Origin of the sequence: Reinekea forsetii, assembly GCF_002795845.1 — a bacterium.
GTDB classification, from domain to species: domain Bacteria; phylum Pseudomonadota; class Gammaproteobacteria; order Pseudomonadales; family Natronospirillaceae; genus Reinekea; species Reinekea forsetii.
Genome location: NZ_CP011797.1, coordinates 2,664,699 through 2,684,867, shown reverse-complemented (window position 1 = coordinate 2,684,867; position 20,169 = coordinate 2,664,699). Strand labels below are relative to the sequence as shown.

20 protein-coding genes are annotated in these 20,169 nt (G+C 53.2%); 2 read left to right on the top strand and 18 right to left on the bottom strand.

Going from position 1 to position 20,169, the window contains the following annotated elements:
* Positions 1-81: 81 nt before the first annotated feature.
* The 7 genes from REIFOR_RS12305 to REIFOR_RS12275 all read right to left on the bottom strand — a co-directional run bounded on the left by REIFOR_RS12305 (position 82) and on the right by REIFOR_RS12275 (position 5,522).
* The gene (locus REIFOR_RS12305; protein WP_100257843.1) at positions 82-756 is read right to left on the bottom strand and encodes a GntR family transcriptional regulator; all 675 of its coding nucleotides are present in this window, start codon (positions 754-756) and stop codon (positions 82-84) included.
* A 172-nt stretch (positions 757-928) separates the two neighbouring features.
* Positions 929-2,155, bottom strand: coding sequence for an MFS transporter (locus REIFOR_RS12300; protein WP_100258776.1), 1,227 nt, complete (start codon positions 2,153-2,155; stop codon positions 929-931).
* A gap of 216 nt (positions 2,156-2,371) precedes the next feature.
* Positions 2,372-3,181 carry a VOC family protein gene (locus REIFOR_RS12295; protein WP_227003680.1) on the bottom strand — a complete coding sequence of 270 codons (810 nt, stop codon included), beginning with the start codon at positions 3,179-3,181 and terminating at the stop codon, positions 2,372-2,374.
* Positions 3,182-3,211: 30 nt separating this feature from the next.
* Positions 3,212-3,805 (bottom strand): sugar O-acetyltransferase, encoded by a 594-nt coding sequence (locus REIFOR_RS12290; RefSeq protein WP_100257842.1) that lies wholly within the window; start codon positions 3,803-3,805, stop codon positions 3,212-3,214.
* A gap of 93 nt (positions 3,806-3,898) precedes the next feature.
* Positions 3,899-4,243 carry a cupin domain-containing protein gene (locus tag REIFOR_RS12285; RefSeq protein WP_100257841.1) on the bottom strand — a complete coding sequence of 115 codons (345 nt, stop codon included), beginning with the start codon at positions 4,241-4,243 and terminating at the stop codon, positions 3,899-3,901.
* A 24-nt stretch (positions 4,244-4,267) separates the two neighbouring features.
* Complete coding sequence (locus REIFOR_RS12280) at positions 4,268-5,083, bottom strand: Cof-type HAD-IIB family hydrolase (protein WP_100257840.1); 816 nt, start codon at positions 5,081-5,083, stop codon at positions 4,268-4,270.
* Between the two features lie 22 nt (positions 5,084-5,105).
* Positions 5,106-5,522: a VOC family protein gene (locus REIFOR_RS12275; protein ID WP_100257839.1), complete on the bottom strand. Its 417-nt coding sequence runs from the start codon at positions 5,520-5,522 to the stop codon at positions 5,106-5,108.
* Positions 5,523-6,129: 607 nt separating this feature from the next.
* Here REIFOR_RS12275 and REIFOR_RS12270 point away from each other — a divergent pair.
* Entirely contained in the window at positions 6,130-6,486 is a 357-nt protein-coding gene (locus REIFOR_RS12270; RefSeq protein WP_100257838.1) for a winged helix-turn-helix transcriptional regulator, read from the top strand.
* 24 nt (positions 6,487-6,510) lie between these two features.
* Here the strand turns inward: REIFOR_RS12270 and REIFOR_RS12265 are convergent, their stop codons facing one another.
* The 8 genes from REIFOR_RS12265 to REIFOR_RS12230 form a co-directional block, all read right to left on the bottom strand.
* On the bottom strand, positions 6,511-7,290 hold the full coding sequence (locus REIFOR_RS12265; RefSeq protein ID WP_100257837.1) for a 2OG-Fe(II) oxygenase: 780 nt from the start codon (positions 7,288-7,290) through the stop codon (positions 6,511-6,513).
* Between the two features lie 205 nt (positions 7,291-7,495).
* A complete protein-coding gene (locus REIFOR_RS12260; RefSeq protein ID WP_100257836.1) occupies positions 7,496-9,115 on the bottom strand; it encodes a dihydroxyacetone kinase subunit DhaK in 1,620 nt (539 codons plus the stop codon).
* Between the two features lie 12 nt (positions 9,116-9,127).
* Complete coding sequence (locus REIFOR_RS12255) at positions 9,128-10,123, bottom strand: ABC transporter ATP-binding protein (protein ID WP_100257835.1); 996 nt, start codon at positions 10,121-10,123, stop codon at positions 9,128-9,130.
* The gene (locus REIFOR_RS12250; protein WP_100257834.1) at positions 10,116-11,213 is read right to left on the bottom strand and encodes an ABC transporter ATP-binding protein; all 1,098 of its coding nucleotides are present in this window, start codon (positions 11,211-11,213) and stop codon (positions 10,116-10,118) included. The genes REIFOR_RS12255 and REIFOR_RS12250 overlap by 8 nt, the downstream gene beginning before the upstream one ends.
* 3 nt (positions 11,214-11,216) lie before the next feature.
* On the bottom strand, positions 11,217-11,405 hold the full coding sequence (locus tag REIFOR_RS12245) for a hypothetical protein (RefSeq protein WP_100257833.1): 189 nt from the start codon (positions 11,403-11,405) through the stop codon (positions 11,217-11,219).
* Positions 11,402-12,340: a carbohydrate ABC transporter permease gene (locus tag REIFOR_RS12240; RefSeq protein WP_100257832.1), complete on the bottom strand. Its 939-nt coding sequence runs from the start codon at positions 12,338-12,340 to the stop codon at positions 11,402-11,404. Before REIFOR_RS12240 ends, REIFOR_RS12245 begins: the two co-directional genes overlap by 4 nt.
* A complete protein-coding gene (locus REIFOR_RS12235) occupies positions 12,337-13,284 on the bottom strand; it encodes a carbohydrate ABC transporter permease (protein ID WP_100257831.1) in 948 nt (315 codons plus the stop codon). Before REIFOR_RS12235 ends, REIFOR_RS12240 begins: the two co-directional genes overlap by 4 nt.
* A gap of 129 nt (positions 13,285-13,413) precedes the next feature.
* The gene (locus tag REIFOR_RS12230; RefSeq protein ID WP_100257830.1) at positions 13,414-14,739 is read right to left on the bottom strand and encodes an ABC transporter substrate-binding protein; all 1,326 of its coding nucleotides are present in this window, start codon (positions 14,737-14,739) and stop codon (positions 13,414-13,416) included.
* A gap of 204 nt (positions 14,740-14,943) precedes the next feature.
* Between REIFOR_RS12230 and REIFOR_RS12225 the strand changes: the two genes are divergently transcribed.
* Positions 14,944-15,984 carry a LacI family DNA-binding transcriptional regulator gene (locus tag REIFOR_RS12225; RefSeq protein ID WP_100257829.1) on the top strand — a complete coding sequence of 347 codons (1,041 nt, stop codon included), beginning with the start codon at positions 14,944-14,946 and terminating at the stop codon, positions 15,982-15,984.
* A 126-nt stretch (positions 15,985-16,110) separates the two neighbouring features.
* On the opposite strand, the gene REIFOR_RS12220 is transcribed toward REIFOR_RS12225, so the two are convergent.
* Genes REIFOR_RS12220 through REIFOR_RS12210 form a run of 3 tightly spaced genes read right to left on the bottom strand, consistent with a single transcriptional unit; the run spans position 16,111 to position 20,154 of the window.
* Positions 16,111-17,169, bottom strand: coding sequence for a class I SAM-dependent methyltransferase (locus REIFOR_RS12220; RefSeq protein ID WP_158524375.1), 1,059 nt, complete (start codon positions 17,167-17,169; stop codon positions 16,111-16,113).
* A 2-nt stretch (positions 17,170-17,171) separates the two neighbouring features.
* Complete coding sequence (locus REIFOR_RS12215; RefSeq protein WP_100257827.1) at positions 17,172-18,749, bottom strand: TldD/PmbA family protein; 1,578 nt, start codon at positions 18,747-18,749, stop codon at positions 17,172-17,174.
* Position 18,750: 1 nt separating this feature from the next.
* The gene (locus tag REIFOR_RS12210) at positions 18,751-20,154 is read right to left on the bottom strand and encodes a metallopeptidase TldD-related protein (protein ID WP_100257826.1); all 1,404 of its coding nucleotides are present in this window, start codon (positions 20,152-20,154) and stop codon (positions 18,751-18,753) included.
* Positions 20,155-20,169 lie beyond the last annotated feature (15 nt).

Genomic DNA, 20,169 nt, shown 5'->3' with positions numbered 1-20,169 from the left:
GTCATCTGTCCACTGTCGACAGATTAAATGGATCGAAAAAAAACCGGCACCTCGATGCTGCCGGCTTTTGAATAGGGTTAATTACTTATGACGTTCCAATAATACATTTTTTGCTTCTTCAACGTGATTTCTAGCCAATCGAGAAGCCTCTTGAGCGTCACGATCCGAAATGGCCTGAAAAATCTGTTCGTGCTGACCCATGGAGATCTGTCGCCTGTCCGCTACCGATAAGGTCTCGTTGCGAAACAGGGTGAGCTTCTTAAAAACCCCTCGATAGATATCCACCAAAGACTTATTGCAGGCGTATTCAACGATGAGCATATGAAACGCTAAGTTGGCGAGCAGATATTCCGCTGCCGTATCTCGCTTGGCCAGAATCCTCATATCCTCTATACGACCGGCCAGGGTGTCTATCATAGCCTGGTCGGCTTTTAAACAGACCTGTTCAACCGCATAGGCATCTAACATGCCGCGAATCTCATACAATTCAATGACCACGCTGAGGTCGACCTGGCAAACAAAGGATCCTTTGCCAACCCGGTTCTCGACCAGACCATACTGCGCCAGTTTGCGGCAAGCCTCTCTAATCGGTGCTCGGCTCACGCCGAACGATTGCGCTAGGCTGCTCTCATTAATGCGCTCGCCCGGCTGAATTTCACCGTCGAGAATCATATGCTCTAATCTGTGCTCAATGATGGTACCCAGCGACTGGGTTCTTAGGTCATTGATTTTTTCATCAAAAAGGGTCTGAGGCATTTACTCAACCAGTGTTATCTCTGTCAACTGTCGACAGAGTACGATTTATAAGAAGCCATTGCAAGCAGCGCTGATGCAAAGCCAAGACAGACCCAAAGCCAAGACAGACCCAAAAAAGTACCTAGCTGGCATTGAAATAGCCAGTGATGGATTTATCTGGCGATCTATTCTATTAGTTGGGTCTCACCGCCGCCGGTCGATAAGCATAAAGACTCAACACACTTGCTAGCAGGGCATAGGCCCCCAGACTCAACAATAGATTATTGATTGAATAGCCGCTGTCGATTAACCAGCCCAACAGGATCGGTGATGCGGCGGTGCTGAGAACGCCGACCGAGGTGATCAGCGAACGGATGCTGCCCAGATTACGAGTGCCGTATATCTCCGGCCAAATAGAGCCGACGATCGGGCCCATCATGCCCATACCGATGCCCATCGAGGCCATGAGCACAAAAGCCAGGCCGTTGCCTTCAAACAGGCCGGCGGCGATCAGGCCGACGATATAGGGTACCCCCATAAAGCGCACCACTCGGGTGGCGCTGTAGCGATCGACCAGTGCGCCGGTGACGATCGATGTGCCCCAGTGAGCGGCGCCATAGAGGACAAAACCAAGCGCAAACAGGGCTGGACTCCAGTGCTTTTGCGCCAAGATCGATCCCTGGTGGATGAAGACACCGGTAACGATAAAGGGCGGCGCCAATACCAGTGGCAGTACGCGCCAAAAGCGACCGTCCCGCAATAGGGTGCGGCGCGACCCGTCCACTCGGGCTGGGGTGTCACCGGTATCGACCGTTGGCGCGGCAATTTCTGGCGGACCCGCGCGGCGCAACAACCAGAATGTTAGTGGCAAGAATACCAACGGCACGGTAGCGGCGATCAGCAGCCAGATCGATTGCCAGCCGAGCAGAGCGATCAACCAGACCGTAAGAGCCGGTAGGGTCATCTCACCGAGTGCGACACTGGTGTTGGCGATGCTCATCGCCTTGCCGCGATTGCGGCCGAAATAGCGCCCCATGGTAGTCGCTGACGTATGGGGCAACAGGCCTTGACCAAAAAAGCGCAACATAAAGAAGGCCACGATCAGCATCGGTAGGCTGGACACCTGCCACATCAAGAGTGCCCCGGCACAGAGGCCCGCCCCGACTATGAGCACAAAGGTCTGTAGGCGGATGCGGTCGATCAGACCACCCATGGCCATGATGCATAGGCCGCTGACCAGGGTGGCACTGGAATAGGCTGAACCATAGGCGGTGGCCGACAGTCCCAGTTGCTGCTGAATCGATGCGCCATACCAGCTCAGAAAAAAAGACTGGCCAAAGTTGCCCCAAAAGACTGCGATAAGACCGAAACTGAGCATCGGCCAATATTGTTTGGAGAGATTAAGGTAACTTCGCAACACAATCGAGCTCACTGAATAAGGGGGTCGGCAAGTGTACGCTGCTTTGGCGCCAAAGCTGGCGAATAATTTCGCACAGTGGGAGCTAAATTCGTACTTTAGGGCGTTTTCGGCACCACGGCTTTAGGCCCGAGCCCTACAGCGCATTGATGGCGGTTGACTCAATCGCCTTAAACCGCCTGCGGTCATGCTCTGAGTTCAGTTTGAGCCCTGGTGACACTATTCGCCGTTCTGTGCGTCTATGTCTGGTTCTGGTTCTGGTTCTGGACCTGTGTCTGTTCCTATGCCGGCGTGGCCCTGTTCAAATTCCCATTGCACGCCATGGGGGTCGATAAAATAGAAGTAACGGATGTTGCCGACAATCCGGCAAACCTGGTCTTTCTCGGCCTTGTCGGCCTCCAAATCTGGATCGTATAGGCGGAATTCACTGGCCTGAATCGGATCAATCTTGAACGGTTTGTATTCCGGTGAGGCATTAATTAGCTGGTTTTCCGGTAGGCTCTTTACATGCGCGAAGGCCAGATCGATATCGACCACCTTGAGCGCTATATGGCGCACACCGCCAACGGCATTGACCTTATAGGCGCGGACAACTTTTTGCGCCGGCGGGTTGTGATATTGCATCAACTCCAAGGTTAGCCCGGTACCAGGAATCTCCACAAAGGCGATGCTCACCGACACCTGTTCTGGCTGATCCAAAAACCCCGCGGCTTGGGCAAAACCGATGTTACGGAACTGCTCAAATATTCGCACCGGGGTAACATTGAACAGCCGCTGGTAATAATCAATCGCCAGGGGCAGATCGGTGACCCCTATATTGATATGGCTTACGCCGCGAATAAAGGCATGGCCGGGTTGTTCATTTGTTTGGAGCAGCGCCTTGGCGCCAGAGCCGGTTCTGTCGGTGCGTTCGACCCGCCGTTCGGTGACTTCTCGCGTCACTTCGGTTTGGCTGTTATTGGGCCCGTTCCGGGTGATGGTGGTTTGCTTGATTTCTTTATATTCGCTCAGTTCGCTAAAATGTGTCACGGTGCTTGGCCTATTAGTTTGTTGACGAATTTACCGGGGTGGTTCGGATGCCAGTTGGCGGATCACCCGGCATGGGTTGCCAACCGCTAAGACCTTAGCGGGAATATCTTTGGTGACCACGCTGCCGGCACCAATGGTGGTGTTATCGCCAATGCTGACCCCCGGGCAGATGATGGCACCGGCCCCGATCCAGACATTTTTACCAATAAAGACTGGCGCGGCCGACTCCAGCTTTTCCCGTCTAGGCTCATAGTCGGTGGGATGGTAGGCGGCGGAGATCTGCACACCCGGCGCGAGCAGCGTATCATCGCCAATAACTACTCGGTTGCAGTCTAAAATGATGCAGCCGTAATTCACAAAAACCCTGTGACCCAGTTCGATGTTGTAACCGTAATCGCAGCGGAAGGGCGGCTTTATTTCACAGTTCTCACCCTGGGCGCCGAGCAATTGTGTGAGTATTTCACGACGATGGTCGTTTTCAATAGCGCGAGTCTGATTAAAATCATAGGTTAGTTCCGCGGCCCGATCGCGTTCTTGAGTGAGTTCGGCATCGAGATGTTTATAAAACTGATTGGCGAGCATCTTTTGTTTTTCGGTTGCGTAGGTGAGGGGATTTGCCGTCATGGGATTTGTCCTGGTTATTTTTTGCTTGCTAGCGAAAAGGTCTGGCGAAGGCGAGTCCAAACGGCCCCTAAGGATGGGACCCGCCGCTGCGCTCTAATGGGTAACGATAATGGCGGTCATGACTAAATCTTCCGCGCCAATATTTTCAATGCTGTGCATTTCACCGTGGCCCGTTATCACCACATCGCCCGGGCCCACCTCATGGCTGCCGTCCTGCTCGATAACCTTGCCCAAGCCCTTGCGGATCAAATAGAATTCGGTTTCGTACTTGTGGATATGCTGACCGATACTACCGCCAACGGGCACAACCTGTTCGCACAGGAGTCGACAATTGATCATCTCTTCTCTATCAATAAATTCGGTTATATGGATGTCGCCGACACCGGCCTTCAGGTTAGTGCGGATATTGATGTTAAAATCATTGGTGCGTTTAATCATTGTGTGGCTCCCTGGGAATAGCGACTAGACCGCTAGCGCAAAGCGATTGATGGCGGTGGCTACGCCGTCTGTGTTGTTGCAATGGGTAATGTGTGCGGCATATTTTTTGACATCCATCGGGCCATTGAGCATCGCCACGCCCAAACCGCAGTCCCGAATCATGGTGATGTCGTTGTAGCTGTCGCCTATCGCCATGACATCCTGCTTATTAATGTTCTCCAACCCACAAAGGAAATCGATTGTCTTACTCTTGTCGACCCGCTTGTTGGTGAACTCAAGGAAGAACGGCTTAGAGATATTCATGCTCATGGTGTCGCCGATTAAAGGCCGCAGCTCAACCTCAATTTGCTTCAACCGTGTTGGTTCTTCTAACAACAGAATCTTGACTACTTCTTGTTGTATCTGTGCGCGGAAATCGTCCACCTTGACCACCGGCATGCCCGTTAATTGGCCCTCGAAATCAGTGTGGGGGTTGTGTTCGGGGGTAACCACTCGATCGTCGATATAGGTGTGGATAAAGGCGGATTTTTCCTTATAGACCGACGTGAGCAGATCAATATTGTCCCAGGTAAGGGTGCAACGAAATATTTCTTCATTGGTATCGCAGCGATGGGCGATCGCGCCATTGTAGGAAATAACATAGCCGTTGTAGTCCGCCAGCCTAAGTTCCTGGGCATAGGGTAAAATGGCCGGCGTTGGCCGACCCGATGCGATCACTATTTTGATGCCGGAACGCTGGGCATTACTGATCACTTGTTTGGTATAGTCACTGATCACCAGGTCGTCGTTTAGCAGGGTGTCGTCGAGATCCATTACGATCATCTTTACATTCTTATTCATTACTGTCTCTCCAGAAGATAGCTCACCAGGTGCCGATGTTTGGCATTTCGTTCCAGGGTTTGCCTGGTGCGGTTATAGGCCCTTGTTGTAACAGTTCAATCGAAATGTTATCGGGGCTTTTAATAAAGGCCATGCGCCCATCTCGTGGCGGTCGCGCCAGGGTGGCACCCAGAGCCATTAATGTTTCGCAGCTTTCATAGATGTTGTCGACGCCGACAGCGATATGGCCAAAATTGTCACCATTGAGATAGTCCTTATCTTGATCCCAGTTGTGCGTGAGTTCGATCTCGAAGGTGCCCGCCTTGTCGGTTAGATAGACCAACGTAAATCGACCATTGGCTTCGTCGATTCGCCGCACTTGCGTGATACCGAGCGCCTGAAAAAATGTCAGTGTTTTCGTTAAATCCCGAACCCGTAACATAGTATGCAAAAGTGTCATGTTAAATTCCCTATCCTAGTGTCGTTTACGGGGCGCAAATGACACAAAAATTTAATGGTTGATGGGTGGTGCTAGTGGCGGTATTTAGTTACCCAGTTTAGTTTGATCTGTGTTGGCGATTTTCGTTGTAGAGCCTAAGGTTGTTAGCCGTCCTATTCGCCATGGTGGGGTAGGGGGTGGTTCTTGGTTGTCAAAATAAAGTGGACTATTAGCCGGTCGATACAAGTACAAGCTAATAATTGTCATAGGGCGTTCCTCTTGATTGATAAGTCTTGTGCAATTAACTGCCTGCTTGTTTTTAATTATAGGGTGGCGTCTGTGGATGTAAATTAGGCACAAAATTGATATGAGGTTACATTTAGGTGCCCTTTAGAAGATTTTTTGTTCTTGGTTTATTATGGTTTTTTTTGATAGGTAATTTTTAGACTTAAAATAAATCGGTTTATATATATTTTGATGGGTGAGGCGGTTGATGACGAGGGAGGTTGATGTAAAATAGTTTAGTATTCGGCTGGTTTAGTAATTCAAAATGATTTATTGATGCTGGCGAAGACAGGAATAATTCTATTCAAAAAAATTTTGAGCAACCTAAGGGTAGGGATTTCCGATGAAGAAACACAAGGATTATGACTGTAATCTCGGTTGTATGGTGGAAAATACGCTCGAAATTATACGTGGCAAATGGAAGGGTATCGTTCTGACCCTATTGTTCGATAAGTGTTATCGCTTCAATGAGTTGCAGCGGCAAATGCCGGGCGTCACGCAACGCATTCTAACCAAGCAGCTGCGTGAACTGGAACAGGCCGGTCTGGTAGTTCGTGAAGTCCTCAGCCTGAAACCCTTCGCCGTGTGCTACAGCTTGACCGATCTGGGCCGAACCTTGAAGCCGGTTATGCACTGCTTAAAGCAGTGGAGCTTAGATCACGGCCACGAAGTTTATGCCCTTGAGACCGTGCAAGACTGACGCCGTCGGCTACTAGGGTGCAAGTTAATATCGACTGTTGTAGAGGATGTTAACCCGGGCGACATATTTGCTGGTGCTACCCAAGACCTTGGCGCCCTCATGCAAAACCGAATTAGAGCCATGCCCGTGTCGAAAAAATAAAGCGCGACCTTTTTTAGGGGTGATCGACAACCGTTTGCCATCATTTTGGTAGAGGTGGGTCTGGCCACCCTGAACGCCATCTTCTGGCCCGTGGAGGTACAGCAACATGGTCAGTTTGGAGCACATACCCGTCCACTGCACCATGGACTGTTGGTCGGCGCTTAAGCCATAGCCCGGCCAGTCACCGTCTATATGGCGATTAAAGACGTCGTTTTGGTCGTATTTGTACATGTTGATCCGTTGACTGAGCCTGTCTGCCAAGGTGTCGCCGTCTAAGGCCGGCGGCAGATGGGGTCGCAGGCGCTCAAAGAGGGTGGCCAAAAAAGTCTCATCGGCCAACCAATGCACGGACTTGTTCATGCGCATACCTGGCGGGGTTTGAATGCCAGGGGCCTCATCGCGATAACCCAACTGTTCTGTCAAGGCAATAATGGCGTCAGCCTCGGCATCGGATAGGACGTTTTCGATCGTGAAAGCAAGCTTATCGGCCAAGGTGATGGTATGGCGACTGGTGTTGTTGAGCCATTGCGCTGGCGCTATAAGTTCTGGACTTGGGACGACCGCATAGATCGGCGTGTTATCGACAAAACCGCCCATCGGTAGGGAGCCTTGGATGTATTCCACGGGATAGAAATTGATCGGCTTAGGTTGGTGCAGTTTCATGCGAGGGGTCTCTCTGACGACAAGCGATTGTCTATCTTAACCTGTTATTGCGCGCTGTAAATAAGGCACCGCTTTGATACCTAGCATTTCATGCTGTCCATATCCCCCAGCGAAGCCGGCGCTAATCGATGCCGGCCAAACCAGTGGGTCCCAACCGACCCACTGGTTTGACACCCAATAACAAAGCCTCATCACCCTAATGGCATTATGACGCCAAGTGCTCAAACAAGCGCGCAACCGCTTCCGCACCGGGATCCACGTGGCCGATCAACTGTTCTGCATTGACATAGGCAGAACGACCCGCCTTGGCCGTGCTCAGCGTCGCGGTATAGTCGGCCCCCGCGCGTGCTGCGCTGGCAGCATGACGCAAGCCATCGGACAGGGCATCCAATGCGGGCACTAAGGCATCCACCATGGTGCGATCGCCGGGATTCGCACCACCAATTTGGCGCATCCGATCCAGGCCTGCTTGCAGCGCTTCGCGCATCGGTAAACCAGACGAAGACGCATCACCGGCCGCGGCAAAGAATATCGCCAGCAATACCCCTGATGAGCCACCCATGGTCTGGCTTAACTCTAACCCAATCGCTCGATACAACTGGGTATGGTCGGCCAAGGGTAGAGTATCCATTGCCTCGATTAAAGCGCGAGCGGCCCCTGCCAGTGTCGAGCCCGTGTCGCCATCACCCGACTTAGCATCCAAGGCATTAAGATCGTTTTCAGAAGCTATTAAAATCTCACAGCAGCCAGTCAAAAAGGCCTTGGTTGGGGGGTGTGCCGAGGCAGGCGAGCGGATGGGTGACAAGCCATCCGGCAGCGGCAGCAGAGCAGGCGCCTGCACCCTATGGCAGCCCGGCCAACCGGCACAGCTGACCGGCTGGGCAAGCAAGGCCGCATCGCCTTCCGCCAGCTCCATCATCGATATCGAAAACCCGTGCATGTCCAACGCCGTCATCATCGAGGCGGGGCCGACAATTAACTGAACCTGCTCACCGATGGGCGAAGACAATAAATCATGAGTCAGAATTGACATTTCGAGTACCGACGTGCCGCCAAAATTATTGACCAGCACGACATGGGGTGTATTGGGCAGGGTCACGGACAACTTATCAACGACCTTTGCCACCGCGTCTTGTGCGCCTAAGCAAGATACCTGTTGCACGCCTGCTTCGCCGTGGATGCCAAGGCCCAATTCAGCCATGTCTTCGGGAATACGGTCTTCTTTTACCGACCCGGGTACTGTGCAAGTATCCAACGACATGCCGATGCTGCGACAACCATTAACGACCCGCTGTGCTGCCGATGTGCAAGCTGCCAGAGTGGCACCGTTTTCAGCCATGGCGCCGACGATCTTATGGACAAACAGGGTCCCGGCCAATCCGCGGGCCTGTGGTAAATCCGGAAGGGCGACGTCATCATCGACAATGACCATACTGACCTTATAGCCAAAGGCCCGAGCCCGCTCAGCTGCCAGGCCAAAATTTAATCGGTCACCAGTGTAGTTTTTGACGATCAATAAGCACCCAGCCGGGCCGGTAACTGCAAGAATGCCTGCGAGCACCGCAGCGACCGATGGCGATGCAAACACATCCCCACAGACGGCTGCCGTTAGCATGCCGGCGCCCACGAAACCAGCATGGGCCGGTTCGTGACCGGAGCCCCCGCCAGAGACCAAGGCAACCTTGGTCTTGTCCCAGTCTGCGCGTACGACGACACGTAAGTGTGGGTAGCCATCCAGTCGAGTCAGGGCGCCGCCAGAGGAGGCGATCGCGCCATCGATGGCCTCGGTTACCATATTTTCTTTTGCGTTAATAAACTGTTTCATAGCCCTTGTTCCTTAAGCCAAACGAGCGCCATTAGCGTCGAAGTAAAATGGTTTGTCAGGGCGAATTTTTACAACATCGCCGCGTTTTAATGTGGTGTGTGAGTTCGTCACGGTGATTAGATTATGAGATCTGAACATTAGATGCAGGCGTGTTTGATCACCCAGATGCTCGACCCGTTGGACCAAGCTCTCCTCACCCTCGCCTTGCACTATCTGCTCAGGCCGCAGGCCGATATGGGTGGCAGAATGTGGCGCGCCGGCAAATACATCTGCTGGCAGCAGATTGATGCGAGGCTGACCCAGTCGGCTGGCAGCATACATGCTGACCGGGTTCTCATAGATTTCGCGCGGGCTGCCAAATTGCACCAGCTTGCCGTTGTCTAAAACCCCTACATGGGTCGCCATAGTCATAGCTTCGATCTGATCATGGGTCACGTAGAGGAGGGTCGCCCCGGAATCTGCTTGTATGCTTTTAATTTCAATTCGCAGGTCTGAGCGCAGTTTTGCATCCAGAGAACTTAGCGGTTCGTCCATCAAATAAACTGCTGGGTTCCGCACCAGCGCTCGACCAATAGACACCCGCTGCATCTCACCACCGGAAAGGGCTGTGGCCTTATTTCCGAGTTTGTGACTGATTTGTAATATTTCGGCCACCTCACCCACTTTACGATCAATCTCGGCCTGTGGGGTGCGCAGAATTGGGGACTTAAGGGGAAACTCAAGGTTCTGGCGGACAGTCAGGTGGGGGTACAGAGAATACTGCTGAAAGACCATCGCCACATCACGCTGCGCGGGCGTCAGTCCCGCGGTATCCCGCCCACCGATGCTGATAGCACCCTGGTCAGGCTGGTCCAGTCCAGACACCATGCGCAGTATTGTTGTTTTGCCGGCGCCTGTTGGCCCGAGCAGCACCACGAATGACCCATTTGGAACCGTCATCGAGACATTTTCCAGTGCCACATCTGCCGCAAATGATTTAGATACGTCGGTTAATATAACTTCAGCCATGAGTCAACACTCCTTGATTTGCCTGCGAGCGGAGCGCTTTGCCCGTCTGAGAATCAAACAGGGTGATGGTTCGTGGATCAAAGATCATCCCCGTTGTTGCCCCTATAGTGACCGGATCTGAGCTCGGCAACCGGGCCTTGAGCACGCCATTGGGTGTGTCCAGCAAGACGATTTGAGTTGTGCCGAGGTATTCAACAGCCTTCACACGGCCGCGATAACGAGCGCTGTCATCAAGCTTGACATGCTCTGGTCGAATACCGAACGACAAGGCGCCGTTAGCACCCTCTAAACTAGGCGGAATATCCATTGTGATATCGCCCATGCGGACTTGTTTAGCGCCGATATCGACCATGCCATTAAACTCGAGTAAGTTCATCGGCGGCGAGCCAAGAAACTGTGCAACAAACTTGCTGGCGGGCCAGTCATAAATATCTTGCGGCACCCCAAACTGCTCGATCGAGCCATGGTTCATAACCACAATCTTGTCGCCCATCTGCATGGCCTCGAGCTGGTCGTGGGTTACATAGACGGTCGTGGCCCCTATTCGATCATGCAGCGCGCGGAGCTCCTCAGACATATGCTCGCGAAACTCCGCATCCAAAGCACCCAACGGCTCATCCATAAAAAATGCCTTAGGATCTCGCACGATTGCGCGGCCAAGTGCCACACGCTGGCGGTCGCCGCCTGACAAGCTGCCAACAGGTTTGTTTAATATCTCAGTGATACCAAGTATCTCGGCAATTTCATGGACCTTCTTTTTGACTTGCGCCTTGGGCATGCCCTGTGACAACAAAGGATAACTAATGTTTTTGCCCACATTCATATGAGGATAAAGTGCGAACATCTGGAACACGAAGGCTATATCTCGCTGACTCGCAGGCTTTTGACCCACTTCTTCGCCGTCTATATAGATCTCACCCGATGTCGGCAATTCCAGTCCCGCCATCATCCGTAGCGTCGTTGTCTTTCCGCAGCCGGAAGGTCCCAGCAGCATGAAAAATTCGCCATCCTCAACGGTGAAGGAGGAGGACTTGACGGCGTTAAACGACCCGAAATCTTTGCGGACGTTTTCAATTATAATTTGCGCCATGGTTTACTCCGAGAAATGGCTAACGACGATGAACATCACCGTGCCAGTTAGGGTAACAATGAATGAGTAACTGTAGAGCCAAATCGCAAAGGGCTGCATCAACATAAAAACACCCAGGACAATGAGGGTGGTCGCAACCATTTCCCACGGGCCTCGACGGAGCTGTAGTAAGCCATTGATTATGTTCATCATTTGCGAACCGCTCCAAAGGTGATCCCGCGCAGAAGATGCTTGCGCAATAGGATGGTGAACACCATGACTGGGACCAAAAATATAGTGGCACCGGCTGCCACAGCAGGCCAATCTTTGCCGCTCGTACCCATAATCGTTGGTATAAAGGGTGGTGCGGTTTGCGCCGTGCCTGAGGTTAGCAGTACCGCAAAGGCATATTCATTCCATGCATAGATCAAACAGAAGATAGCAGTCGAAGCAATACCCGTAGCCGCTTGCGGCAAAACAACTTTGTAGAATGCCTGAAACCGGGTGTAGCCATCGATCAGGGCTGCTTCTTCGTATTCAATTGGTATTTCGTCGATGAAGCCTTTTAGTAACCAGACCGACAAGGACAGGTTCACTGCCGTATAAAGCAAAATCATCCCGATATGCGTGTCGTTTAATCCGAGATTGCGATACATCAAGTAGATTGGGATCGCCACGGCAATCGGTGGCATCATGCGTGTGGACAGAATAAAGAACAATAGGTCGTCCTTCATCGGCACCTTGAAGCGACTGAACGCATAGGCCGCCATCGTGCCGAGGATCATGCACAGTGCTGTGGATCCAAAGCCAATAATAACCGAATTTAAGAATCGCTCACCATAGCGTGATGGGCCTAATATCACTGTGCCACGATCTCTGGTTATTTGGTCGTACCAGGTGAGGGGTGGCCCTGCGTCCTCGAGCATCCCATCGGTTGCCCGGGTGCGATCGGTAAACAAATTCACGTAACCTTCCAGCGTTGGCTCAAACATCACAACGGGTGGATAGGCAATTGAATCGGCTGGGGATTTAAAACCCGTAGCGATGATCCACAGCAGGGGGACTAAGGTTATGATGGCATAGCTCACCACCAAAATGCCTGCGAACCACTTGGTCCGATTGGTTGGTTCTATAGCTGAAAAACTCATCGTTCTTTCGCCTTATTTAAGGCTTTGACATAGATCGACGCGAGGCCGAACACGGTGACAAAGAGGATCACGGCATAGGCTGAGGAATAGCCTGTACGCCATTTTTCGAAGGCTTCACGTTTGAGGTCGATAGAGGTTAGAGTGGTTATATCGCCCGGACCTCCGCCCGTTAGTTGAACCACTAGATCAAACATTTTAAAGTTTTCTATACCTCGGAACAGGACGGCCAACATCAAAAACGGCAGCGCCATCGGAATAGTTATTGTCCAAAACTGGCGCCACTTAGATGCACGATCACATTCGGCAGCTTCATAAATGCTGTCGGGTATCGACCTCAAGCCGGCCAAACAAATCAACATCACAAAGGGGGTCCACATCCAAGTATCGGCAATGACGATCGCCCACGGTGCCAAATTCACATCACCAATCATCGAAAAGCTCGCCGGATCGGCTCCGGTAAAGAAGGACACCACATAATTGAATAAGCCAATCTGAGGCTGATAGAGAAAGGTCCAAAAGTTGCCCACGACCGCAGGGGACAGCATCATGGGGAAGACAATAACAGTCGTCCACAGGTCGTTGCCTTTGAACTTTTTGTTAATCAGATAGGCCAATGTAAATCCGATTAGCACCTGCAAAGTGATCGTCCACATCAGGAAATGTGCCGTGGCCTGCATTGTGTTCCAAACATCAGGATCAGATAGAATTCGTTTATAGTTTCGTAAACCGACCCAGTCGACATCATTATTGGGTCTATTGACGCGAAAATTGGTGAAGCTGAGTCGGATAGTCCAGATCAGCGGGAAGATATTGACTGCTAGCAGCAGAAAGATGGTCGGTGCTACGAATATCCAAGCAATCGTCCGATCGGAAAGCCCTTTTAGACGGCGAGATATCCCTTCGGGCGTCGCAGCGGCAGCCCGGTTGAAAATGGGAACGCTCATATAAGGTACTCCTACATGCGCAGAAGAATATCTGCAGCGGGTGTCAGTTTGATGCTATAGCCCCTCTAGCGGATCCAATGACCCACCAGAGGGCAGTATTTAAAATGGTCTGATAGCAGACCGAGTGGATTAGAGTTTACCTTCATCCTCAAAGACTTCGGTCCAATCACGAGTCAATCCGTCAAGCGCTTCTTCGGCTGTACCTTGACCGGCAATAACGTAGTTATGCAAACGTTGTTGCATCGCGATCAAGAGATCGGCATAGGCAGGCTCCGCCCAGAAGTCCTTGACGATCGCCATGCTGTCTAGGAAGGTCTGCGCATAGGGCTGGCTGGTTGCGAAATTCGGATCTTCGACCACTGAGCGCAGAGCAGAATAGCCACCTAGCTCCCACCAATTCGACTGAACCTCAGGCTTGGCAAACCACTGGAGGTATTCCAATGCAGCGTCTTGTTTCTCTGAATAAGCTACCACAGATATTCCCTGACCGCCCAGTTGTGCGAACTGACCTGCCGGACCTGCTGGGTTCGGGAAGTAACCGGATTTGCCACCACCTACATTAGCGTCGGCCTCAACACCTGGCCAGACGAAAGCAAAGTTCATCTGCATCGCGACCTGGCCAGAGCGGAAGGCATCGATGTTTTCACCCATGTACCAGTTGGACGATCCTGGGGGGGTGCCAGTATCATATAGTTCTTTGTAATATTCCAGACCCGCAACGGCGCCATCGGAATTTACAAAACCCTCTAGATCGTAAGGCTTTGCAGGGTTTTCATAGAGGAAGCCATAGTTATACAGGGCATTGGTCACACCCATAGTGATTCCCTCGGATCCTCGCTCAGTATAGATGGCAGCACCGTAAACGGTGGTACCATCTATGTCTCGACCTTGGAAGAACTGGGCAATATCTTTTAGCTCCGCTAACGTTGCGGGAACGTCAAGCGCGCGACCATATTTGTCTTGGAACTCTGCTTGAATCTCGGGGCGCTCGAACCAGTCTTTTCGATAGGTCCAGCCAACGACGTCACCGAACGCAGGCATGGCATAATAGTTAGGTGTATTTTTTGGCCATTCCGCGTAGCCCGTGACAGTCGCAGGGATGAAATCATTCATGTCGATGCCTTTGGCATCAAAGAAGTCGTTCAGTTTTACATAGTGGCCATTTTCCGCGCCGCCACCAATCCATTGGCTATCGCCAATCATCAGATCGCACAGTTGGCCACCTGAGTTCAGCTCATTCAGCATACGGTCAGCGAAGCTCGTCCAAGGCACAAATTCAAAATTCATCGTGTGGCCGGACTGTGCTTCGAAGTCTTTGCTTAGTTCGATCAGCGCATTCGCTGGGTCCCAAGCAGCCCAACATAGGGTTAACTCTTCTGCTGCGGTTGCCGTGGATAAGCCACCAACAAGGATTGCGCCCGCTGCAACTGTCGTCATCATTTTTTTTGTTTTCATTAGATGTTTCCTCACAAGGTTTAAAGTCAGGCTCAACTCCTTTGCTGCGCCTTTGACTCGAATTTACTTTATATGAGGTACGTACGTCAGGGCAAGGACTTTTTTAGTCACGTACCTCATTTTTTGTGATATAAGGTCTATATAGGAAGGCGTGCCTCTTGTTGAGGGTCGCTAGATAGGGGATAATTTTAAGGAAATGCCACAATGAGGCTGCTTGACGCCATGCCCAGACCTACCACGAAAGATCTTGCAAAGGCCGCGGGTGTTAGCCTTGCCACAGTGGACCGCGTTTTGAATGGGCGCGAAGGGGTAAAACAAAACACGGTCGACCGGGTCAATCATGCTATCGCGACCTTGGGATTTGTGCGCAACCTCCAGGCTGCGAATTTAGCCAAGTCACAAACCTATCGATTTATTTTTGCCTTGCCTCGATCGGGCGGCCAGTTCCTCGAGCAAATTATTCAACGAATAAAAGAGGCTGCGGTTGTTTATTCTGCCGATCATGTGTGGTGCGAAGTTCAATACATCGACGAAAATGATCCGCATAGTATTGCGACTTATCTTGCGTCGTTGGCGAAAAAAGATGTCGCCGGTGTTGCAATTATGTCACCGGAAACGCCACAGGTCCGCGATGCAATAATGCGCCTGCAAGAACGTGGCGTGGCCGTATTACCGTTTGTCTCAAACCAAACCAAAATGGATGCCGACTGGGTTGGCATAGATAACCAAGCTGCAGGGGCAACAGCGGGGCTGTTACTTGGTCAATGCTCTGGTGGGCGTACAGGCTCCATTATGGTGATTTCCGAGCGTATGCAGTCACGCGATAGCATGGAACGCCGTTTGGGTTTCGATAAAGAGATTAATGAAAACTTCCCCAACCTACGTGGTCTTCCCTCGCTTGAGACCTATGGCAATGAAGAACGGGCACGATCTATTATCGCAATCAATTTAAGGGTCAATCCAGATATTATAGGCATTTATGTGATGGCTTCTGAAGCCCGTATGCCTCTTTCAATTCTCGCAGCATTGGGCATCGACCCAGCAATCATTAAAATTGCACATGAGCGTACGCCGTTCACTGAACAGGCACTTCGCGATAGGTCACTGGACGGCGTAATTGCCCAGGACGCTGGCCATTTGGTGCGGGTCGCCATTCGTCGCCTCAAAGGCATTGTAGACCGACGTCAGACTGTTGAGTCACAAGAAGAGATCCGCATCGACATACTGTTGCGATCCAATATCTAACCACCGCTCGTCTTTCCAGCTAAGTCGTATAGTCACTTACAGCTCCGGGTGCGCTTTCCCAATCGGTGCATAGGCCCGCACAAAAAGACCCTCCGCTGGAGGTGGTTATCGCCATCCTGGGCATTCCTATCCTCGATCGAGCCGATCGATGCGCACCCGCGGATAGGGCCCTAATTCGTAGTAGACCCGAAAACTTTGGCCCGGCGCGAGCGGTGACCAGTCGTAGAATTTATAGCTGCGCGTTAGATCGCAATCATACTCGTGCAGATGAATATCCGCATAAATATGTAGGGTGGTGGCCACGATGAGGTCGAATCGATGCGCGGGGATGCTATCGGCAACGCTGAATTGGCCCAGATCTACAACCTGGGCGACAAGTGCTTGGGGATCGGCAATGGGCCGCTGCAACGACACCGTGTCGGCCCTGAGTTGCACGGCACAATGCAAAAAGTGTCGCTCAAATTCGTCGACCAAGGCCGGTAAGTCGGCGGGATCTTGCCGTTGGCTATAGCGTTGTTCTTGGTCCCAATGTGCGGCCCATAGGTTGAGCGTAATTTGTTCGGGAATAAAAATACCCTGAGGTTTAAGCAGGCGACTCAAATTAGCGGTCACCGCCCATTGGGGTTCCTGTTCGAGCGCTTTTTGCAGCGTTTCGGCAATAACTAAATCGAAGCGTTCTGCGCTTGACCAATGGCAGGCATCGGCGCAGTGATAGCTGAGGTTAATCGCCTCGAGCTGGCAGTCGGCCACCAGCGCTTGCACGCTGTGCAACGATTGGGCATGAATATCGAGCAGATGGCAGTCCAGTCGACCTTCCGACCACTGGCTCAAGAGCGGCAGCAATAGAGTAGCAAAGGGTCCACAGCCGGCATAGAGCACTCGAATGGGTCGCGCCGGCAAGCGTTGGTCCAGCGCGCAGAGTGCGGCCTGGATGCCGGCGATAAATTGTAAGGTGCGTTGGTAGTCCTTGATGCAAAAGGCGGCCGCGGCCGGATTAATGGCCACCCCCGAGGTCAAGACACTGTCTTCAGCCCAGGCCGAGAAGGTTCGGTCCGGGGTGATGCCGGTAACGGCGGCGCAATGTGCGGCAAAGTCATCGAGTGCGCTACAACGTTGGTCAAAACTCAGCTGTGGGTTGAGCAGCGTGTCGGCCAGTGCCGCCAAGTTGAACTGCGTGTTGTTCACGCTTAGCCGCATGCGACGCTGCGCCACAGAATATAGGGCCCACCGACGCCGGCATCGACCAACTCCTTATGGTATTTACCGCAGCCGCCCAATTGGGTCGGCGGTACGCGACCCGGATGCTGAACATCGGTCTTGGCCTGAATGTTGTCGAGCATATCGAACACCGAATCGGTCAGTTCGATATGGCCACCGGATGGGCCAATCAGCAACTTGCCGGTTAATTTTCCGGCGCGGATCTCTTCGAAATAACCGGTGCCGGCGGTCAGGCTGCCACCCTTTGGATCTTCCATGCCGCCGTTGGGGGCAACGGCCAAATAGCCCTCTGGCACCAGGGCAATCAGTTCGTCCAGGCTCTTATCGCCCGGGGTAAAGTAGGTGTTGGTCTGTCGAGTCATCAGGGGGCGACGCCAGCTTTCCCGTTTGCCATTGGCGGTGCGCGGCACCGCCAGCTTGAGCGCCGAGGTCAGGTCGGTCATCGGGGTCGAGAGCAGACCCCGATCGAGAATGGTCTGCGCGCGGGCCAGCTGACCTTCGTTATCAAAATAATAGCTGCCGTTGCTGCCGGCCGCCTGGCCTTCCATGCTGAATAGGGCTGGGTTGTTGACGATGCTGGCCTGATCGTTGCCGACGCGGGTGCCGCTGGCGCGCAGGGTGCGTGCAATGCTGCGGCCCTTCATCCAGGTATCACCTTCCTGAGTATGACCAAAGGCTTCATGGGCAATAATGCCCGATAGCGCCGGGCCGGTGATCACCATGTAGCGACCGGGGCGCAGACGTTCGGCCACCGAGAGTTGTTGGGGCGTGCGCGCCAGGGTATCGAGCTCGATCGCGCCGAACTGGATCAGCTCCAGCGTGCCCAAGCCGCCTAGCGCGATGCGGCCAGATTGACCGGCGGCGGTAAAGCCCGCCCCGGCCAAGACGGTACCCGGCAATATTTGCGACAGACTTTTGCTGCGATCAACAAAGACGGTGGTGGTGGTGCGCAGCCGCAGCATCAGCCGGACATCGGCGATGGGCTGGTAGTCACTCTGTTCGGCCTGGACTTGGCCGGCCAACGTCAGCGCCTGTTGGCGATAGTCTTTGGCCCGCTCGATCAACTGCTTTAGCTCAACCTGGGCCGGATCCTGGCCGCACAGCGGGGCAAAATGGACCGCCGTGGTCGGCGTGAGATCTGCCGGCAATTGGGCCATTAGGTCATCGGGCAAGGGCGTCAACAGCTCTTGCTGCCAGGTTAGGGGAGCATAGGCGGATGCGATAGTGGACGGGTTCAATGCGTCGACCTTGTGCCTCAGATCGGTGGCCTTGGCGAGGAGGTTGTCGGCATCGAGGGCATTGGTGGCCACCTCATACTGCACCGCATTGGCCATCAGCCGGAGTACCACACCGCTGTCACGGGTGACGCTGGTGGTCAGGGTTTGTTTGGCCTCAACGGCCTGGGTGAACTTCTCCTCATACCAGGCAAAGGCATAGAAGTCGGCTTCCCGACCCTGTTCCAGTACCTGCACGCACTGTTGCAGGGTTTTTTGTAACGCGCTCAGCGCGGCCGGCAATGGCGGTCGAGTTAAGGGGGTCTGGCTCATATTAGGAATTCTCCGCCTGACCGGCAATCTGAATGCCGGTCCAAATCAACATATGTTCGGGGCCGTCATACCCGCTGGCCGCTTCAAAATAGCCACCGACCGTATTACGTTTGACCCGTTGGGCACTGAACTTAAATCCGCCCAGGCTGGCGCGCACATTACCGGACACGATGCCGCCCTTGAGTGTGGCGACAAACTGGCCCTGGCGATAGAGTCGACCGAGCTTGATTTCGCTGCTCCAGGTTAGAGTGGCGGCGTTGACCAGGAGTGAGGAAAAGTCGAGTATCTCAATCACTTCCTTGGCGCTGCTGAGTAGCTCGGCCTTGCTCAGACTGCCGCTGTTGACCACCAGATTGCCGCTAATGCCATTGACGGCCTTACCCAGGTAATGGGCCATACGGGCATCGATCAGCTGGGTGAGCACTTGATTGTTGACGATCACCTCGGCCTTTTGGGCGATCAGACCCTCGGCGGTAAAGGGGGAGCTTTTGGCCATCTGCGCCAAGCTCGGGTCGACGCTCACCGACAGTTGGTCTGTCCCCGCCTGGGGCGTGCCGGTGAGCACCGAATCGCCCGGCAATAGATGCGGGCCCTTGGCGAACTCGCTGGCGGCGTCCAGTTGATTGACCAGGGCGGCGACCAGCTTGCTGATGCCATAACTGTCGATCAAGATGGTGGCCTGATCGCGACTGGGCGGTAACTCAGCGGCTACGGTCATCAGCGTCTCGATGGCTACGGCATCGAGTTTCGCTTCCAGATCGGCATCGTCCAAGCCGACAAAATGCCAGTATTTCAGCACCTCTTGATCGTTGGGGCCTGGGGCCCGTTCCATGGCCACCTCGAAGTACAGATCGGTGCTGACCTTGCGCGCATCGATGCCGTTCGAACTCTGCAAGAGCTGGTGGTGGACATTGCTGAACAGTTCGGCGCTATTGATCTGTACAGCCTGCAACGTCAAGCTATGCGCCGCAATACGGGCGATCAGATCGGCATGGGTCTGGCCCAGGTGGTTGACCAAGCGGGCATCGGCCGATTCGACCTTGGGGTAGGCACCCGTTGGTTTATCGGCTAGGGGGTAGAACGGATTCATGGCCAGCAGGGCACTGCTGTGAATCAACGCCAGTTGCTCGTTTAGGTTGGCGCGCGGGTCGATCGAACCGGACGACGACCCCATCAGGGTGCCATCGGGCGATGGGCAATAGAGCGTCAAGCTCAGGGCCAAATCGTCCACGTTACGATCCTGATATACGCTCAGTGCATTGCCCGCTGTACCCAGTAACAGCGACTGGCAACCCTCACTGTATTGGGCTCTGATCTGCCAATCGGCGACATCGGCATGCTCTGCCATATAGCGCGTAAGGTTTTGGTGCAAGGCGCGAAGCGCCGGGTGGTCATTCCACTTCATAGGGGTCTCCGATTT

Bases quoted from the DNA above. Each gene is read 5' to 3' on its own strand.
- REIFOR_RS12265 (WP_100257837.1), bottom strand. From the start codon at position 7,290: ATGAAACTGCACCAACCTAAGCCGATCAATTTCTATCCCGTGGAATAC.
- REIFOR_RS12255 (WP_100257835.1), bottom strand. From the start codon at position 10,123: ATGGCTGAAGTTATATTAACCGACGTATCTAAATCATTTGCGGCAGAT.
- REIFOR_RS12270 (WP_100257838.1), top strand. From the start codon at position 6,130: ATGAAGAAACACAAGGATTATGACTGTAATCTCGGTTGTATGGTGGAA.
- REIFOR_RS12225 (WP_100257829.1), top strand. From the start codon at position 14,944: ATGAGGCTGCTTGACGCCATGCCCAGACCTACCACGAAAGATCTTGCA.
- REIFOR_RS12260 (WP_100257836.1), bottom strand. From the start codon at position 9,115: ATGAAACAGTTTATTAACGCAAAAGAAAATATGGTAACCGAGGCCATC.
- REIFOR_RS12250 (WP_100257834.1), bottom strand. From the start codon at position 11,213: ATGGCGCAAATTATAATTGAAAACGTCCGCAAAGATTTCGGGTCGTTT.
- REIFOR_RS12285 (WP_100257841.1), bottom strand. From the start codon at position 4,243: ATGATTAAACGCACCAATGATTTTAACATCAATATCCGCACTAACCTG.
- REIFOR_RS12275 (WP_100257839.1), bottom strand. From the start codon at position 5,522: ATGACACTTTTGCATACTATGTTACGGGTTCGGGATTTAACGAAAACA.
- REIFOR_RS12245 (WP_100257833.1), bottom strand. From the start codon at position 11,405: ATGATGAACATAATCAATGGCTTACTACAGCTCCGTCGAGGCCCGTGG.
- REIFOR_RS12235 (WP_100257831.1), bottom strand. From the start codon at position 13,284: ATGAGCGTTCCCATTTTCAACCGGGCTGCCGCTGCGACGCCCGAAGGG.
- REIFOR_RS12210 (WP_100257826.1), bottom strand. From the start codon at position 20,154: ATGAAGTGGAATGACCACCCGGCGCTTCGCGCCTTGCACCAAAACCTT.
- REIFOR_RS12215 (WP_100257827.1), bottom strand. From the start codon at position 18,749: ATGAGCCAGACCCCCTTAACTCGACCGCCATTGCCGGCCGCGCTGAGC.
- REIFOR_RS12305 (WP_100257843.1), bottom strand. From the start codon at position 756: ATGCCTCAGACCCTTTTTGATGAAAAAATCAATGACCTAAGAACCCAG.
- REIFOR_RS12230 (WP_100257830.1), bottom strand. From the start codon at position 14,739: ATGAAAACAAAAAAAATGATGACGACAGTTGCAGCGGGCGCAATCCTT.
- REIFOR_RS12280 (WP_100257840.1), bottom strand. From the start codon at position 5,083: ATGAATAAGAATGTAAAGATGATCGTAATGGATCTCGACGACACCCTG.
- REIFOR_RS12240 (WP_100257832.1), bottom strand. From the start codon at position 12,340: ATGAGTTTTTCAGCTATAGAACCAACCAATCGGACCAAGTGGTTCGCA.
- REIFOR_RS12290 (WP_100257842.1), bottom strand. From the start codon at position 3,805: ATGACGGCAAATCCCCTCACCTACGCAACCGAAAAACAAAAGATGCTC.